16 protein-coding genes and 1 pseudogene are annotated in these 17,959 nt (G+C 39.3%); 8 read left to right on the top strand and 9 right to left on the bottom strand.

All coding sequences use genetic code 11. The annotated features are described in order from the left end of the window. The first annotated feature begins 111 nt into the window (after positions 1-111). Both BM380_RS04285 and BM380_RS04290 read left to right on the top strand, forming a co-directional pair. A complete protein-coding gene (locus BM380_RS04285; protein ID WP_013463220.1) occupies positions 112-1,329 on the top strand; it encodes a BCCT family transporter in 1,218 nt (405 codons plus the stop codon). An 8-nt stretch (positions 1,330-1,337) separates the two neighbouring features. After that, complete coding sequence (locus BM380_RS04290) at positions 1,338-2,042, top strand: TorF family putative porin (protein WP_028834775.1); 705 nt, start codon at positions 1,338-1,340, stop codon at positions 2,040-2,042. A 351-nt stretch (positions 2,043-2,393) separates the two neighbouring features. Here BM380_RS04290 and BM380_RS04295 read toward each other — a convergent pair whose 3' ends face one another. Continuing rightward, a complete protein-coding gene (locus BM380_RS04295; RefSeq protein ID WP_090493133.1) occupies positions 2,394-4,640 on the bottom strand; it encodes a carbohydrate binding family 9 domain-containing protein in 2,247 nt (748 codons plus the stop codon). Positions 4,641-4,781: 141 nt separating this feature from the next. Further along, complete coding sequence (gene fdxA / locus BM380_RS04300; RefSeq protein ID WP_008114035.1) at positions 4,782-5,105, bottom strand: ferredoxin FdxA; 324 nt, start codon at positions 5,103-5,105, stop codon at positions 4,782-4,784. Positions 5,106-5,293: 188 nt separating this feature from the next. Here fdxA and BM380_RS04305 point away from each other — a divergent pair, with 188 nt between their 5' ends. Next, positions 5,294-6,901 carry an NAD(P)/FAD-dependent oxidoreductase gene (locus BM380_RS04305; protein WP_013463219.1) on the top strand — a complete coding sequence of 536 codons (1,608 nt, stop codon included), beginning with the start codon at positions 5,294-5,296 and terminating at the stop codon, positions 6,899-6,901. Positions 6,902-6,993: 92 nt separating this feature from the next. Further along, positions 6,994-8,499 (top strand): amidase family protein, encoded by a 1,506-nt coding sequence (locus BM380_RS04310; RefSeq protein WP_090493135.1) that lies wholly within the window; start codon positions 6,994-6,996, stop codon positions 8,497-8,499. A gap of 29 nt (positions 8,500-8,528) precedes the next feature. Here the strand turns inward: BM380_RS04310 and BM380_RS04315 are convergent, their stop codons facing one another. Beyond that, complete coding sequence (locus BM380_RS04315) at positions 8,529-9,830, bottom strand: DEAD/DEAH box helicase (protein WP_090493573.1); 1,302 nt, start codon at positions 9,828-9,830, stop codon at positions 8,529-8,531. 317 nt (positions 9,831-10,147) lie between these two features. On the opposite strand from BM380_RS04315, the gene BM380_RS04320 reads away from it, so the two are divergent. The 3 genes and pseudogenes from BM380_RS04320 to BM380_RS18395 all read left to right on the top strand — a co-directional run bounded on the left by BM380_RS04320 (position 10,148) and on the right by BM380_RS18395 (position 12,469). Beyond that, on the top strand, positions 10,148-10,615 hold the full coding sequence (locus tag BM380_RS04320; RefSeq protein ID WP_090493137.1) for a DUF3015 family protein: 468 nt from the start codon (positions 10,148-10,150) through the stop codon (positions 10,613-10,615). Positions 10,616-10,893: 278 nt separating this feature from the next. Further along, a pseudogene (locus tag BM380_RS18390) lies at positions 10,894-11,802 on the top strand (DUF4105 domain-containing protein). Continuing rightward, entirely contained in the window at positions 11,783-12,469 is a 687-nt protein-coding gene (locus tag BM380_RS18395) for a DUF7840 domain-containing protein (protein ID WP_254772050.1), read from the top strand. Before BM380_RS18390 ends, BM380_RS18395 begins: the two are co-directional and overlap by 20 nt. A 71-nt stretch (positions 12,470-12,540) precedes the next feature. Here BM380_RS18395 and dapA read toward each other — a convergent pair whose 3' ends face one another. Next, positions 12,541-13,458, bottom strand: coding sequence for a 4-hydroxy-tetrahydrodipicolinate synthase (dapA, locus tag BM380_RS04330; RefSeq protein WP_090493139.1), 918 nt, complete (start codon positions 13,456-13,458; stop codon positions 12,541-12,543). Positions 13,459-13,630: 172 nt separating this feature from the next. On the opposite strand from dapA, the gene BM380_RS04335 reads away from it, so the two are divergent. Next, the gene (locus BM380_RS04335) at positions 13,631-14,284 is read left to right on the top strand and encodes a DUF6058 family natural product biosynthesis protein (RefSeq protein ID WP_090493141.1); all 654 of its coding nucleotides are present in this window, start codon (positions 13,631-13,633) and stop codon (positions 14,282-14,284) included. 137 nt (positions 14,285-14,421) lie between these two features. Here BM380_RS04335 and BM380_RS04340 read toward each other — a convergent pair whose 3' ends face one another. The 5 genes from BM380_RS04340 to dkgB all read right to left on the bottom strand — a co-directional run bounded on the left by BM380_RS04340 (position 14,422) and on the right by dkgB (position 17,843). After that, a complete protein-coding gene (locus tag BM380_RS04340; RefSeq protein ID WP_254772051.1) occupies positions 14,422-14,736 on the bottom strand; it encodes a hypothetical protein in 315 nt (104 codons plus the stop codon). A gap of 79 nt (positions 14,737-14,815) precedes the next feature. Further along, positions 14,816-15,400 (bottom strand): class I SAM-dependent DNA methyltransferase, encoded by a 585-nt coding sequence (locus BM380_RS04345; protein WP_090493142.1) that lies wholly within the window; start codon positions 15,398-15,400, stop codon positions 14,816-14,818. A gap of 119 nt (positions 15,401-15,519) precedes the next feature. Next, entirely contained in the window at positions 15,520-15,873 is a 354-nt protein-coding gene (locus BM380_RS04350) for a hypothetical protein (protein ID WP_090493145.1), read from the bottom strand. A gap of 800 nt (positions 15,874-16,673) precedes the next feature. Beyond that, positions 16,674-16,961, bottom strand: a complete 288-nt coding sequence (locus BM380_RS04360; protein ID WP_090493147.1) for a putative quinol monooxygenase — start codon at positions 16,959-16,961, stop codon at positions 16,674-16,676. A gap of 66 nt (positions 16,962-17,027) precedes the next feature. Then, entirely contained in the window at positions 17,028-17,843 is an 816-nt protein-coding gene (gene dkgB / locus BM380_RS04365; RefSeq protein WP_090493149.1) for a 2,5-didehydrogluconate reductase DkgB, read from the bottom strand. Positions 17,844-17,959: the final 116 nt, after the last annotated feature.

Consider the following 17,959-nt stretch of genomic DNA (forward strand, 5'->3'; position numbering starts at 1 on the left):
ATGCGCCTTGCAGTGGCTCACAAGCATAAATAGGTTATGCCTGTGTTAATGCAAGCACAATAAAAAACGGAGTATATATGTGTTATTTTTATTCATTCTGGGAGGGCGATAATGACTATTTGGCTTAATGCAGGCATTATTTTCACCTTACTTGCCATTGTTACTATTTTAATAAAATGGGGCAATGTACGCGTAGTAGGCGTCACACCAGTGAGAACATTCACTTTTATAGCAATCCTGTTTACCTCAGGCCTAGACGTTGGCCTTATTATGTTTCCTTTAACCGAATTTGCCGGTTATGCAGACATAAAAGCAAGCCCAGAATATGCATTTGCCAACCCGCTCTCTATTGAGTTTGGTTATTGGGGATTTTTAATTTGGGGATTTTATTTTCTTACGTGCTTTTATTTCTGTGTAATAGAACCCAAAGTGAAGTTTTTTGAAATTCCATGGGTTAAGTTTTTAAACAACGTGGTCATTATTGGTACCTGTGCGTTTACCGCTTACTTATTACTGAGTAACTTGCCGTGGTATTTACCTGAACTCGGTGATGGCTCAAATGTTATTCCCGCGTTTTACTTAATCGTGCTTGCCGCTATTTGCTTTGCGGTGTATTCAAGTACCGATATTAAATATGTACGCTTTTTAAGTATTGCAACTACTTGGTTGTTTATAGCCCTAATTGGCTTTATGTGGGCTGATGCCTTCTTATTTGGCGACAGTGAACTCTCTGCATTTACTAAAAACATCGGATTAATTGGTAATTACTTTGCCAACATCAATGAGTTTGTATTACCACTGAATGATTACCATGAGTTTTACTTATTTTGGTGGTTTGCGTGGAGCATTATGATTGGTCAATTTACATCGCGTTTTGTGGGCGGTTTAAAAACCTATCAAGTCCTTGGTGCTATGCTGATTTTCCCATCGATTCCAATCGCTATCTGGTTTAGTGTGTTATATCACTACCATGAAGCCGGTATTCCAACCGAGGGAATCAAAAACTTTGCTATGGTGTTTGTAGGTATCGTATTTGTTATTAACTCGCTCGATTCACTGATCCGTTTATACACAGATAATTTAAACCTAACCGTAAAACGCTTTGGTAAATTTAAATATATTGCCATGAACGTTGTCGCTTTGTCGCTACTAACATTGCTATTTAAGCTTGAGTTTTTGCAAATTCAATGGGTTGGTGCTTTAGTTATAGGGTTATTCTTTATTTGCCTTGGTTTTATTGCCTACAGCAAACTTAAAACGGTCAGCAATATCGAAGGATCGCCTAAAGCGAATAAAATTGATTACACAAAAATAGAAACTATCAGCTAGGAAAACACATGAACAATAAATTAAAACAACTTTTTATCGCTTTACCGTTCACCGTTTTATCAACAACGGCAGCGGCTAACTGGTCAACAACGATTACGGCTGCATCTGATTACACCTTTAATGGTGTATCACAAACAGATAACGATCCGGCACTACAAGCAAGCCTTGACTACGCTTATGATAACGGTGTTTATGCCGGTGTATGGGCATCAAACGTAGATTTTGGTGACGACACCGACTTTGAACTAGATGCTTACGTAGGCCGATACATTCAGTTAAACGAACAAGTAAGCCTGGATTACGGTATTGCTTATTACACTTACCAAGGTAATAACAGTGATGGTAACTACGCAGAAGCGTATACTAAATTTGGTTACGCCAGTGACTACGGCCAAACAGAGCTTAACTTTTGGTACAGCTGGGATTACTTTGGCTACGATACTGGCCATGTGATTTCTATGATTGCGCACACTTACGAGCTTGCGCCAAATCATGCGATTCGTGCCAGCTTTGATATTTCAAACTCACTCGATGGCAATAAGTTCCAATGGGATGAAGCTAAGGGCGACAAATCGTATTATCACTACCGCTTAGCATACCAAACGAGCTATGAAGGGTTTGGCATTGAAGTGGCTGCTGAGAATACCAGCCTAGATTACGATTACGCAGATGAGCGAATTGTACTTGCTATCTCACGTACATTTGATTTGTAATAGTTAGCAGGGTCTGTTGTACTTTTAAGATTGAATTTGCAGCAGCCTGTTTGGTATTTAGGCAAAGCAGAGCCTATGTAGTGTTATTCCCCATAAATAGGCGATAACGTAGCATTAATGCCAAACAGGCGCTGCCCAAAGGGTTCTTCCTAGGGGCTATTTACTCTTTGTTGCTCGGTTTTTACTTAGCCCACTAGGTTACAAACCTCGCGCCGCGATTAAACACCCCCTAGTTTGAACAAATTTCAATCCACAAAGGTCAACAGACCCTAGTAAATATAAAAAAACACGCTACTGGTTAGCGTGTTTTTTATTGCCTAGCAAAATCTTACTTTTATATTGTTTATAGCATTATAACTGCCACGCATAACTGACTTTAGTAAAGAAAGTACGTTGGTCTCGCTCAATGCTTTTTAACGAGTCATCCTGATAACCTTTATCTGAATACCCTAAGTAAAATAAGGTTTGTGCGTTAATTTTGTATGAATACACCAGCTGACTACCGTAATCTTTGTTGATTTCGCTAACCTGATAAAAGTAAGCATCCTCATTTCTGTCTATATCTTCAAACTGTAAAATCAGCTTAAGCATAGCGCGCATACTAAACTTATAATAAAGCCTAAAATCAATAAGGTTTGCGGTAAAAACACGTCGCCCTTGGTAATCATCTAAATGGCTATAATTATGCCTAACATCGACCTGCCAATGGTTATTAATATCCCAAACAGCCTGCGATTGTGTGGTTAAAACATCGCCTAGCTGCTCATTAGTGTAATCTATACGGCTTGCATATTCGGCATATAACGATAATCTCAGATCTTTTGACGGTCTAAAAGCCGTATAAAAATAACCAATATTTTGGTTATAAAACTTGCCGTTATAATTTTCATAGCGATTTAACAAACCCAGCTCAAATACAGACTGCTTTTGACCTTGAAAGGTCATGTAACCTTCGTATTCTTCTTCAAGTAACTCGCCATTTTGCGCCCAGGTTTTATCCCAATCGGCGGTGTATGACCAGGTTGTTAGCATGTCATGTTCATCACCATACCAAGTTTGTCCGCCACCAAAGCCTACTTTTTCATAGTCTACCTTTTCTTGATAACCTAAATCGGTCCGGTAATCCTCACCAATATTGTCATAGGTCGCGTAGAGCTTATAATCACGCTTATCGCGTGTCAGCTTTAATGCATACGCCATATCCGACTGAGAGTCTGCTAAATTGTAGTTATCAACTAAAAACGGCGAGTTATTGGTATCAGCATTCGCGATTTGATAATTAAGCGTATCTGACTGATTAAACCAATAGCTTCCATCAACCGATAGCACCGTATTATGGTAGTCACTACTTTCTCTATGTGTAGAAGTGATACCAATAGTGCCTTGTTGGCCAATATCATATTGATAACGTGCCACCGCCGCTTTGGTTTTATCATTTAAGTTAGCAAAGCCCGAGCCTTGGTTACTTGGCAATAAAATATTACTGTTATCGTCATCTGCAAACATCAGCGCATAACTGTGACTGTCGGTTTTACCGGTCAGCTTGGCGCCAATATTTGGCTCAGCTATGGTACGGGTATAAAGGAGTTCAAATAAATTACTTTTAAAATAAGACGCGCCATCTAAGAAAAACGGACGCTTTTCAGCGTAATAAATAGAGTAAGTGGTGTTTACATCCAGTTCTAAAGAATCGGTTTCTACCTGAGAAAAGTCTGGGTTTATTGTGGCATTAATTACCGCATCTTTGGTAACCCCCCAACGAAGATCAAGCCCTACCTCAGTGTCTACATTGCCATTATCCCACGCACCAGGTACTTGTGTTTTTTGATCGTTTCTCAGTGCGGTTAATGTTGGCGTTAATTGCAGGTTTTTACTCGGTGCTAAATTATTAAATCCGCTTATTTTGTCAAACTGACATAAACTACATTTAATATCACGGTCAAAGCCTGTGCTTGATAATTGATACAACACATCACGCTGATAGTTTCGCATTACAGCAAAACCCCAGGTAGATTGATCTTTATTTTGCGCAAATCGCAGCGCTTTAAACGGAATACGCATTTCAACTACGTAACCTTGCTCGTTTATGGTACCGGCACTGTCCCAAATGGCATCCCACGATAAGTCTGACACCCATTCATCGGTATCCGTCATGCGAAGGTCACCTTGAGCGCCCAGTGGGTTTACATAAAACTCATAGCCTGTACGTTCATCGTTAAAGGTATCAATCACCAAACCGACAGTATCATCTTGCCAGAGGGTATCTCTGTCACGAAGCGCCGCACGAATTTTACTCGGGTCGGGGTCATAAGCTACAAACGCCACATATAAATTATGACCATCGTCATAAAGGTATGCATCGGTTTTTACTGGCGGTGTGCCTTTTTCATTCGGCTCATCTTGATAATTTACCGCAACATGTGTTGCTTGTTGCCAATGTGGCTCGTTAAGCACGCCATCTACATCAATATTTTTATTAATGTGCGCGAGTTGATAATTAAGCTTATCGGCAAGTGCATTAGGGCTGAGAGTTAAACCGAGGCTGAAGCTGATAAAACACAGCAATGTTGTTATTTTTATAGGTATAAAGTACTGCATAAACATCCATTTAGGTTTATTTACTTGTTAAAAGTAAACTTTGCTCAGGAGTGTAAATTATACAGGTACATTTGTTAATAGTTGCGCGCTATTATTTGCAATAAAATTAACAAAAAACTAATACACAACAAAATGGAATGATTATGTGTCGAGAAGTTTTAATTTATTAGCCACACCATTCCAACTATCGGCATCTTCCGGGGCGGGTTTAACTTGGGTGATGCGTGGCCATATTTCTGCTAGCTCCGCATTTAATTGGGTAAACTCTTTTTGCGATTCAGGTAATTCATCTTCTTGAAAAATAGCATCAGCGGCACATTCAGGTACGCATAAACCACAGTCAATACAGTCAATAGGGCTAATAGCCAAAAAATTAGGACCTTCAAAAAATGCATCTGCAGGGCATACTGATACGCAATCAGTGTACTTACATTTTATACAGTTTTCGGTGACTACAAACGCCATAATGGTTTAATACCTAATGTTTCACAATAACAGTTGCGGATCATACCCAACCCTTACCAAAACACAATAAATAAGTGCCAAAAGTGGGCAATTTAACGTAACATATGGCGCTTATAAATCAGCGCTTTGTGCACACCCCTTATTGTGAGCGGAATTTAATCCCCGCTATGACACCTAAAGAGATATTAATGATACGTTTAACCGAAATAAAGCTGCCGCTTGACCATGACGAAAATGCCATTGGCCAAGCCATCATCAATAAATTAAATATAAGCCCAGAGCAGCTACACAGCTACAATGTGTTTAAACGCGGTTACGATGCACGTAAAAAAAGCGCCATTTTACTGATTTACACGCTTGATGTTGAAGTGGATAACGAAGCACAACTGTTAACCTCGTTTGAAAAAGACCAACACGTTAAAGTCTCCCCTGACACCAACTACAAATTTGTAGCGCACGCCAATAGCAGTATTAAAGAGCGCCCTGTAGTGATTGGCTTTGGCCCTTGTGGCTTATTTGCCGGTTTAGTGTTGGCACAAATGGGCTTTAACCCAATTATTTTAGAGCGCGGTAAAGAAGTGCGTGAGCGCACCAAAGACACCTTTGGCTTTTGGCGTAAAAAGGCCCTTAATACAGAATCAAACGTACAGTTTGGTGAAGGTGGCGCAGGCACGTTCTCAGACGGTAAGCTCTACAGCCAAGTAAAAGACCCTAAACATTATGGTCGTAAAGTCATTACTGAGTTTGTAGAGGCCGGCGCTCCTGAAGAAATTTTATACGTGAGTAAGCCGCATATTGGTACCTTTAAACTGGTAACCATGATTGAAAAAATGCGTGCACGTATTATTGAACTTGGTGGAGAAATTCGTTTTAGCACGCGCGTTGACGATATCCATTTAGACAACGGCCAAGTGACTGGGCTTACGCTTTCTAATGGTGAACAGCTCGAAACTCGCCATGTGATATTAGCGGTTGGCCACAGTGCCCGCGATACGTTTAAAATGATCCACGATAAAGGCATTTATGTTGAAGCTAAACCCTTTTCAGTGGGCTTTAGAATAGAACATAAGCAATCAATGATTGATGAATGCCGCTTTGGCGATAATGCGGGTAACCCTATTTTAGGCTCTGCAGATTACAAATTAGTACACCATTGTAATAACGGCCGTACTGTATATAGCTTTTGTATGTGCCCTGGCGGCACAGTAGTTGCCGCAACATCTGAAGAAGGCCGAGTCGTCACCAATGGCATGAGCCAATATTCACGTAGTGAACGTAATGCTAACAGCGCTATTGTAGTGGGTATTTCGCCAGAAAAAGACTTCCCTGGGCATCCCCTAGCCGGCATTGATTTACAGCGTAAACTAGAAGAGCAAGCCTATGAACTTGGTGGTAAAAACTACGATGCCCCTGCACAGCTTATTGGCGACTTTTTAAAAGGTAAATCATCGGCTAATTTAGGCGATGTACAGCCTTCGTATACGCCGGGCATAAAACTGACTGATTTGAGCAACGTATTACCTCCTTTTGCGATTGAAGCCTTGCGTGAAGCAATTCCTGCTTTTAACAAGCAAATTCGTGGTTTTTCAACTAATGATGGCTTACTCACTGGGGTAGAAACACGTACTTCATCACCAATAAGTATCAAGCGCGATAAAACCTTCCAAAGTATTAATACTAAAGGGCTTTACCCTGCAGGTGAAGGCGCGGGTTATGCGGGTGGTATTTTATCAGCGGGTATTGATGGTATTAAAGCCGCAGAGGCGGTTGCGTTATCGATGCTAGAAAACGCCTAACTCGATTTAATCGACCTTTATCGAAAAACCTCACAATGTGAGGTTTTTTTGTGCTAAAAATAACCTGTGTTTTCATAAAATAGATAATAACAATGAGTATAAAACGGCTACTTTTAACATTATGTGTTTGTACAATAACTAACTTACACGCAGCGGCTAACAATACAGAGCTTAAAACCATTAGTGACATTCACAGCGCCTATAAAAATAACGCCACCACGGCTGAACAGCTTACCCGCACTTATATCGACAGAATAAACGCGCTCAATCCTAAATATAATGCGGTAATTAGTATTGAGCCCACTGCAATTGAACAAGCCAAACAACTCGATGCACTGTTTAAAGCCGGAAAATGGGCAGGCCCTTTACATGGTATTGCGGTATTACTAAAAGATAACATTGAAACAACAGGTACATTACCCACTACAGCGGGCTCATTAGCACTTAAAAATAACGTTACTAATAACAATGCCTTTGTGGTTAAACAATTACGCCAAGCAGGGGCGATTATTTTAGGCAAAGCGAACTTAAGTGAATGGGCTAATTTTCGCTCATCGTATTCGTCATCTGGCTGGAGTGCCATTGGCGGACAAACCCATAACGCCCATGATGTAACGCGTAATCCGTGTGGTTCAAGCTCGGGCTCTGCTGTCGCGGTTGCTTTAAATTTTGCACCTATTGCGCTGGGCACTGAAACAGACGGCTCAATTACCTGCCCTGCATCTGTTAATGGGGTGTACGCCATAAAACCCAGTATGGGACAAGTTTCACGCGCAGGCGTGGTGCCACTTTCTAGTAGCCAAGATTCGGTAGGCCCCATGGCACATTCTTTAATAGATGCACTCGCAGTATTGTCCGTCATTCAAGGGGAAGACCCTAATGATGTATCAACACTCAACGTAAATAGAAAGCTTGATAGTATAGCGCCTAAGCCGTCACTGAGAATAGGCGCTTTACCTGCCAGTAAGTTTACTGTGGAAACACAAAAACTTTACGCTAAACAGCTACAAGCATTAAAAGACGCAGGTCATACCGTTGTCAATGTTGAAGTAAAAGATGATTTAAGCACACTTTACGTTGATGAATACGCCATCTTGCTTTACGACTTTAAAGCCGAAATTAATCATTATTTAAGCCAAACACCAACGCAAGTAACGGTAAAAAGCTTAGACGATTTAATCGCATTTAATAGCGCAAATAAACAGCAGGAAATGCCCTACTTTGAGCAAGATATTTTACAACAAGCCAACGCGGTTGATTTGAGTAAAAAACAACAATATCAAAAAACCAAGGCGCGTTATCGCGCACTAGCAAACCGCGCTATTAGCAATTTATACCGCAATAATCAGCTCGATATTGTAATTGCCCCCACCGTTTCGCCCGCGTGGAAAACCGATTTAATTAACGGTGATAACTTTAAAGGCAGTAGTAGTTCATTGCCTGCTATTGCAGGAACAACCCATATCACTTTGCCAGTAGGTAAAGTAAGCCACTTACCGGTTGGGTTGTCGGTTATTGCAAATCAAAATGCTGAAGCGGCTGCTTATGCATACGCTGCTATTATCGATAATGTATTAGGCATAAAAAAACCTGAGTAAACTCAGGTTTTTTTAATGGCTTAGCTATCTTACTTTTTAAGTGATAGCTTTTCGCCTTTTAAGCTTTTACGTACATTAGAAATACGCGAACGGTTCTTCGCTCTCGCTTCACCGGTAGCTTGGCCTGATGGCTTATTAGCACGGGTGCGGCGTAAATGCGCTGGCTTTTTACCAATTTTATCAATCAGTACTTCACGATTACTTACTTCGTAACCTTCTAAGTAAACACGTCTAATTTTTTGACCAATTAAGGTTTCAATTTCAAACAACATGTTTTCTTCTTCGCGGCTAACAAACGAAATTGCTTGTCCTTGGTTACCAGCACGGCCTGTACGGCCAATGCGGTGTACGTAATCTTCAGCAAGCCAAGGTAAATCAATATTAATAACGCGTGGTAAACCGTCAATATCAATACCACGTGCTGCAACTTCTGTTGCAACTAGAACGCGTACTTTGCCTTCTTTGAATTCACGTAACGCACGACGACGGTTACCCTGCGATTTATCACCATGACACACTGCCGCTGGGATACCGTCTAGGTTAAGCTCAGTGACTAGCTCATCTGCGGTTTCTTTCATGTTTACAAACACCAGCACTTGCTGCCAGTTTTTCTTACCAATTAGCTCAGAAAGTAACTCTTGCTTACGGCGCTCTTCTACCGGGTAAACCACGTGTTGTACTGTGCTTGCGGTGCTGTTAGTTTGATCAACACGCACAATTTCAGGTTGCTTTAGCACTTTAGAGGCAAATTGTTTAATTGCTGCTGGGAAAGTTGCTGAAAACAATAAGATTTGACGCTCATCAGCACAGCTTTTTATCACGCTTTGCATGTCATTAATAAAGCCCATATCGAGCATACGGTCAGCTTCATCAAGTACTAAGTGTTTTACTTGGGCAAGGCTTAAGTTACCTAAACGAATATGATCAAGTAAACGCCCTGGTGTTGCTACTACAATATCCACACCTTCTTTGAGTGCAATTTCTTGTCCTACGGTATTAACACCACCAAATAAACTCACTACTTTTAGCGAAGTGTACTTAGCAAAGTCTTTAAAGTTATTCGCTATTTGCTCTGCAAGCTCACGCGTAGGTGCAAGGACTAAGGCGCTTGGCGCATTCGTAGTACTGCTATCTGACTCAAATAACTTTTGGATAATAGGGAGTGCAAAGGCAGCGGTTTTACCTGTGCCGGTTTGAGCACTCGCTAAAACGTCTTTACCTTTACGAACAGCCGGAATAGCTGCGCGCTGAATGGGCGTAAGGGTGTGGTAATTAAGTTCGTCTAACGCCTGAATAAGTTCAGGGGCAAAACTAAAAGATTTAAAATTCATTGCTGTATAACCTGCGGCCACATTATCAAGGGTCGCAAATTATACAGTAAAATCGCTTAAACAGTTAGTTTTAAACACCAGAAACCACTAATTTATAAAATGCAGGGTAATTAGCTATTATTAGCTACTGTTTGAGTTAGCTAAATGATTTTAACTCGCAATATTAATCCTCGCTCATTCACTTCTTTATTGCGATTTTATAAATTTACACCGTTGTTTTACATTGTGTTACATAACCATTTGCATTTAAATAAAAAAAGGCAGGTACACTTCCCCGCCCATTTTGTGGGGTGAATATAAATTAAAGGAAATTAATAATGATAAAAAGATGTTTAACTGCTGCGGTATTAGTAAGCGCGTTTGTTTCAATGCCGTCACAAGCAAAAAGTGGCATCAACCCATGGCAACAATGTGGTATTGGCGCGATGGTTTTCCCAGATAATGGCGTTGCTGCAGCAATTTCTAATATTATTTGGGATTTAGGCACAACCGCAGTGTCTTCTAACATCTCTTCAGTAGAAAGTTGTGAAGGCGCTAACGTAAAAACAGCGCAGTTTATTCAACAAACTTTTCCTGTATTAGAACAAGAAATAGCACAGGGTGAAGGCGAATACATCGCTGCAATGCTTAACGTACGTGGTTGTGATGTAACTGCACATCAACAAATTATCACTTCGGTACGTAACGATTACGCAAACGCGCCAATAGACAATGCACAAGCATTTTATGAATTAGTTGAAGGAAAGATCACAGCTAACTTTTCATCTCAATGCGCTGCAATCTAATAATTAAAGGGCTTAACAGCCCTTTTTTTGGTTAAACAATGAAACCTCTATTTTATTTAATTAGTGCTTTTTTATTCATCTCTTTCTCAAGCTCTGCCACGCAATCTATCTCTGTTTTAGCCAAACACCCAATATGGTTGAAATTAGGGCATTACAAAAACCAACCGGCCACTATCAGTTATATTACTAACGCATCATTTTTTATTGCAGATAACGGACCTGCTGATCCAGTTGCCGAATTAAAAGCAACAATTCACGCTTTTAATAACCAGCCCTCAATGCCATGTCGCTACCCTGCTCGTTACCAATGGCTCAAAGAGCAAGGTTTAACCTTTTCAATGCCAGCTGCAAAGTGCCCAAAATTACAGCAATGGCGAGAGCAACAAGCAATTCACTCTGTTAGTTTAGTATTTGCTTCTGGTTATATGAGTAACCCCGCATCGTTATATGGTCATTTATTACTTAAACTTAATCGCTCGACCGAATCAAAAAACAAATTATTAGATTACAGTATTAACTATGGCGCACACGTTCCAGATAATGAAAACGGCTTGGTGTATATTCTCAAGGGCTTGTTTGGTGGTTATAAAGCCGGTTTTTAAGATCAATTGTTTTATCGCCACCAGCACAACTATGGTGAAATAGAATTAAGAGATTTATGGGAATATACCCTCAATCTAAACGAGCGCGATGTGGTTTTTATTGCTAATCACTTATGGGAAATTTTAGGCACTGAATTTGATTATTACTTTGCCGATGAAAAGTGTGCATTTCATCTTGCGCAAATTATTGAACTTGTTATTGGCGATCAACTAACCAGCGAAGGCGCTCCTTGGGTAATACCAGCCACTATTTTTTCAAGATTAAACACGGCCACTTACCAAGGCCAATCGGCGGTTAAAAATATCACATTTACCCCCTCGCGCGACACTGTATTTGCCAAGCACGTTCAAACTTTAAGTGAAAAAGAGCTCAGCTTTGCTAAACAAATCTTTGCTGAATCAGCAGTACTTAAAAGCAAATCTTTTTTAGCTTTGCCAGTACAGTCTCAAAAAGCCATTATTGGGGCTTTATTTGAACTCGTACAAGTAAAACAAATTCAAAAGCAAACCCCAGTAAAAATAAGTGAGTTAAAAAATGCGCTAATCAAAGCGCTTAAAGCTACCAATGGGCGAAAACAAAGTTAAATTTCAATTTACCCAGCAGCCACCACATAAAGGCCAAAAGCCCTCTAACAGCTCAATTTCTGCGGTGCACACGGCTGAGCAAACACAGTACACTTTGGGTTTTAGGTTGAGTTATTTTGATACCCTTGCCTCTGATATTGCCCGCATTCCTTTTTCTAATTTAGAAATGTTAGATACCGAGCTGATGTTTACAAATGGCGAAACTTACATAAACAAAGTTCATTTATTAGATTTAGAGTCATTCAATCCAAACCAATTATCTTGGGCTAATGAATCTAAGTGGTCGTGGAAAATTAATGTTGGATTCGACAGACAACCAGCACTGTGCAGAACCTGTAAACGTAGCTTTGTTATGGGGGGAGCCGGACAAGCTTGGCAATTTAGCAACAACACCTTAGCCTATAGCTTAATTAATGGTTATTTAGGTGATTTAGCTAAAAACAGCCACTTTTATGATTCGTCGGTAGAAGTGGGGATTATTACTGGTACTGACTCAAGTATTAAACTTAAAGCATCTTACGAAAAGTCATTCTTAAATGCCAAAAACCCTGCGCAAATCAAACTAGAACTGGTAGTGCCTATAAGCCAAGATATTGATATTAGATTAGCGGTCACTCGCGCTAATTCAGCTATGTGGCAGCTTAAACTCAACTACTATTGGCAATAATATAAAAAGCAGCCTCTGTGTTTACAGTAGGCTGCTTTGAAAATTTAGTATTTAATAAATAGTCCAACAGTTTAAGATAAAATCAAAACCTTACTAATATCCACACACTGCGCTCGACTACCGACAAAATCTTGCTCATTAAGCTGATTAATTAGGGTTTCACCTTGTTGCTGTTGCTCATCGCTAAGCGGCACATAAGGCATTCTAAACACTGGGTTAACCGCACCTGTCATCATCATCGCGGTGTTAATGGCAATTGGGTTTGGCTCGCAAAACAGCCAGTTCATTAATGGTTGTAATGAATTATTAAGCGCATCATTTTTGCTATCCATTAATTGACGGAACAAACCCGGGATCAGGTTAGACGTAACTGAAATAACGCCATGTGCTTTATGAGTATGGCGTGCATCGTGTGCTTCGTCATCATTACCAGACCAACACGCAATACCTTGTTGTTCATAGTGCGCTATTCGCTTATTGCCACCACATTCTTTAACACCAATAAAATGCTCATGCTGTGCCAGTGGTTCAATAATATCTGGGGTGAGGTCTTGCCCTGTGCGCCCTGCTACGTTGTAAATAAACGCCGGACCAATATCAAGCACACGTTTAAAGTGCTCTTTAACACCGGCAATTGATGTGCGCCCGTAGTAAGGGTTAATTTGCAATGAGGCATGCATGCCGCTTGCAAAACCATATTTTGTTGCTTTAATTGCTTCGCGCGTATTATTACTACCGGTGTTACCTACAATAAGTAATTTATCACCAAATTTATTAGCACTGTGCGCAATTAGCATTAAGTGCTCTTCCCAGTTCATTAACTGGCCTTCACCGGTGGTGCCACCAACGACAATACCGTCAACACCCGCTGCAATTTGTATTTCAACGAGTTCATCATACTTTGCAAGATCGATTTCACCATTGGTTAAGTAAGGTGTTTTAATTGCAGTAATAAGGCTTGCTTGTTTAATTTGTTCTAGGGTGCGCATAAAAAAATCATTGTTATTAATACTTGCCCTATTTGTACCATATTTACCGCGCTATTTGCAGTGATAGCCAGTATTTAATTATAAAATGGCTTGTGTTATTGAGTTTGATGATACAAAATATATGACTGTATAAATAAACAGTATTTTGTTTTTTACTATTAAGCGAGCCACTATGCGTTTATCTGACTATTTAAGCACTCACTTTTATCACACTGATGAGTTATGCCAAGCACTCAACATAGACACTGAAACTCTTGATAATTGGCAAGCACAGAGCATTTTCCCTAAACCCAGTTATTGCATTAAAAATCAGATGAGCTGCAGCTCTTATTCAGGGTTGTATGAATGTGAAGAATACGACGATTATTATCCCCTAGGTTGTGTAAATTGGGGGCAAGGATTAGTTAAGCAAAAAATTGAATCATCTAACCAGGCGTTTAATTTGTTTGCTCAGCACTATACCCAATGTTTGGCAAAGCTTGCACAGCAAGGCTTTATATTTAACGAAGAATTGTTTGGCTGTGAAATAGAAGAACATTTACAGCAAGTATGGCAACAATTTTTATGCAGCAAATATGGCGTGCTCACCCAAAATGGCTTAATCGATGAAATTGTGGCTGTGGATATTGGCAGATTATTAGTAGACGATATAACCGAACTGCGCAGCAAAGCCAGTTTAGATAAGGATGAACGCATCCGCATTCACCCTGCTATGAAGCTTCTAAATAAAGCCCTTAGCCATGGCGCCGATCACGAAAAGCAACTCACATTACGTAGCCGCTATATTGATGCCCTTATTTTAAAATACGACTTATCGATTAAGTAAAGGGTCGTGTTTGGCTGAGGAGTTTAGCTATGTATGGATTGTTGGTTTTATTAAACAATGCCAACACTGTGCTTTGCGGCTTATTTTTAGTGCAACGAGACAAACAGTCCGACAACTACGCCTTGTTAATTGCAGATTTACGATTTAGATATGATTTCATTAACCGCATGAGATACATCATCTTTTATTACTGACTCTTCAATAATTGGTATTACCCATGAGGCACCAAGCATTTCTAAAGAAAAACGCCAATCTTTCCATAACTTTCCTTCAATGGTATCAAGACTATCAAGTCCAAATCTTGAAGATGCCCCCCACTGAGCAATTGAAGGCAGCTTAGGATCAGCACTTTGAGCTCCAAAAATAAATGGACGCTCCATATCGTCTGGCATGATTGCAAAGTAATACTCTACTTTTTCAGTCTTATTTAGAAATCTCGAGATAATTATCATTTTTTACTAGGCTAATAGCGCTCAAATATTGAATAAAGCGACATCAATTAATCCGTCTTTGTTTGAGCTTATTGCCTTATTAATCATTTTTACCAATAGCCATTAAAACAGGCATATTTCCTTTTGAACTATTCATTATAAAAGGACTATTCACTTTAATGCTTACAAAGCCACTTGCCGCAAATGCTTGTTTAACTCTTTTCTCTGACAACCCCATACCCGATGAATCATCCTCAGAAAGCCAATCCCATTGAACAAACAGACCGTCTTTTTTTAATAAAGATTTTAATAAACTTAATGTCATTTCATAATCAGGCAGAAAACCGCAAACAGACGATGCGACTATTAGATCAAATTTATTTTCTAGCTCAGGAGAGTTTTTAACCAATTCACTAGATAGGTAATCACAAATAGACGTTACATTATTTAGTGCCTTTTTATCCAATAGCTTTATCATTTCAGAAGATGGATCTATCGCTACGATACTTTCAACCGATGGACTCATTAGCTGAGTCAAGGCGCCTGTACCACAGCCAAAATCTAGAACGGTTAGACCATTAATATTAATGCTATCTAAGAGCTCTGAAAATGCATTTTTTGCATACTGTTCAACACTAGGATCTACATCCCAGTTTTCAGCATACTCATCCCATTCGTTACTCAATATTCTCTCCAAAAGTAAATATTTCGACTAAACGCCTAACGCTGAGTTAAGCGCAAAATAAAGTCAGCCTAAACTAACAGATCTCGAGCCAATTATACCTTTAATGTTTAAGTGCTTGGCTAATTACCTTGTATTAGGCAATTTTCTGGCTCAATCAGAGCTCTTTTTACTTTTCCAGTTTTTCTATCAATTGGAAAAGCAACAACGCAATCTCCTTTTTCTTTAAGCCTATATGCGGGAAACTCGTCATATAAGTAATAGCCATCTGGCTCACCTAGGAGCTTTTTAATACTAGAACGATTTTGCTTTTGTACATCATATTTAGCTAAAAAGTCGTTTAACATTGCCCTTCGATTCGATATGTTATTTTGCCACATAGCCTGATTGAATGATATTTCAATTAAACTGGAATCCTTTGTTGGTTCAGAGCATGCAAAGAGAACCAAAGAAAAAGCTATTAAGATGTATTTCATTTTTTAATCACTTTTAATTTTCCAGCGTTCAACGCATCATTACACATTTTGGATAATTTAGTATTATCTGAGTTTGAAATACCAATCCTCAGACCGACACTATTATTATGAAGATCCATAGTCTTCTCTTCAGCTATATTTAAAGGGCTACTTTCATGAGCATTAGTGAATTCTAAAGCATTCTTATAACCGATATCTCGTGATAGAGTCGCTGACCAAAAGCAATGCCTAAAGGCATCACTTTTATCATTTCGTCCATTATGCCCAAAACGCTTAGTAGTCTATGAGTACGCTATATCACGGGACTTCATAATCGCAGTTACATGATGAGGATGTGTTTTGATATAAGACTTCTCATCATCAGTAAGATGGTCGTATTTATCATAGAGTGAACTTGCCATTTTTAATTCCTTTTAGTTGATTACAATAGAGTCAAAAAACTCAACAATCTAATCTAGCTAAATTGTCGTTTTATAAACCGTCAAATGTCCATACATTCCTTTTGTATTTATATTAACCATCAAAAAATATTTGTAAACAACTAGTTATCTCCTAACCTGTTTATGACTATGCAAAATTACACTAAAAAGGGTGTGTTCAGTAATATCAGACAAACCACTGCTACCAATGCAAACAGTATTTCTTATTAAAGATGGCTATTATGAAATCGCCTTTATAAACGGCTTTGAGTTTAAGAGAGCAGCTGAAAAGGGTGATATTTGAAGGGGGTATTTGGAGATGATATTTCAAAAAAAGAGCTGTAAGTTACAGCTCCTGTTTTGCTATTAGCCTAGTGACAGTTAACCAATGGTTTTATATACATCAATATTGGTAGAGGTAATAAGTTCACCTACTGCATCACCAAACGATTTAAAGTGTGGTGCGTTTTTATGGGCTTCAAAATGCTCATTAGACGCCCATTGCTCACTCACTAAATAGCTAGTTTGCTCAGCATCGTTTTTAACTGATAGTTCGTAACGCAGGCAGCCTACTTCTTGGCGCGAGGACTGTTGTAAGTTTTCGAGCTCGGTCAATAGACGCTCTGCATCGCTATTTTCACTCGATAGTGTAGCAATTACCGTTAACATGGGTGTTCCTTGTTTCAAAAATAAAGGTGCAGCTCAACTGCACCTGTTTTAGTTCTGGCTTATTGGTTATTGATCCCACTGTGGTGCAAAGTCAGGCGTTGCTTGGCGGTCGTTGCAATCAAGGCCATCAATTCGCGCTATATCTTCATCATCAAGTTTTACCTTGTCGTTAAAGTTATCTTCTAAGTTTTTACGCTTGGTCGATGATGGAATTGTGGTCATGCCGTTCGCATTTTCCCATGCAATAACCACTTGCGCTGGCGTTGCATCGTGTTTATTAGCAATATCTAAAATGGTTTGATCGTTTAACACTTTACCAACCACAAACGGCATATAGGCTGTTACATGTATGTCATGTTGAGCACAAAAGGCGCGCAGTTTGGTATTGGTTAAATAGGGATGCACTTCTACTTGGTTAGTAAATATTTCACGCGAGTCTAACGTTTGCATCGCTTCTTTTAAGTTCGCAATAGTGAAGTTTGATACACCTATATGTTTGGTTAACCCTAACTTTTTAGCTTTTAGTAGCTCAGTCAGGTATTCGCTCATAGGCTCATTGTTTGATGGTGCAGGCCAGTGAACTAGCAATAAATCAACCGAGTCAACTTGTAACTTTTCTAATGATTTTTCTACACTTGCGATAAAGTCGTTTTTATTGAGTTTATTGTTCCATACTTTGGTAGTAATAAATAACTCATCTCTGGGAATATTACTGTCTTTAATGGCTTGGCCAACTTGCTCTTCGTTACCATAAATTTGCGCGGTATCAATATGACGAAATCCTACTTCTAACGCCATTTTTACAGATTCATAAGCAGTTTTACCTTCTAAACGAAAAGTACCCATACCTAAGTCTGGCATTTCAATTACACGTTGTGTCATAGCTTTATCCTTATTAAATAATTGGTTTAAAATTCAAACGTCGCGTTTACTAAATACACCGATTACTTTTTGATTTAAAATTTTGACCTCATGAAAATACTGAGGTCATTCATTTT

It is taken from the genome of Pseudoalteromonas sp. DSM 26666 (assembly GCF_900116475.1).
Taxonomy (GTDB): Bacteria; Pseudomonadota; Gammaproteobacteria; order Enterobacterales; family Alteromonadaceae; genus Pseudoalteromonas; species Pseudoalteromonas tetraodonis.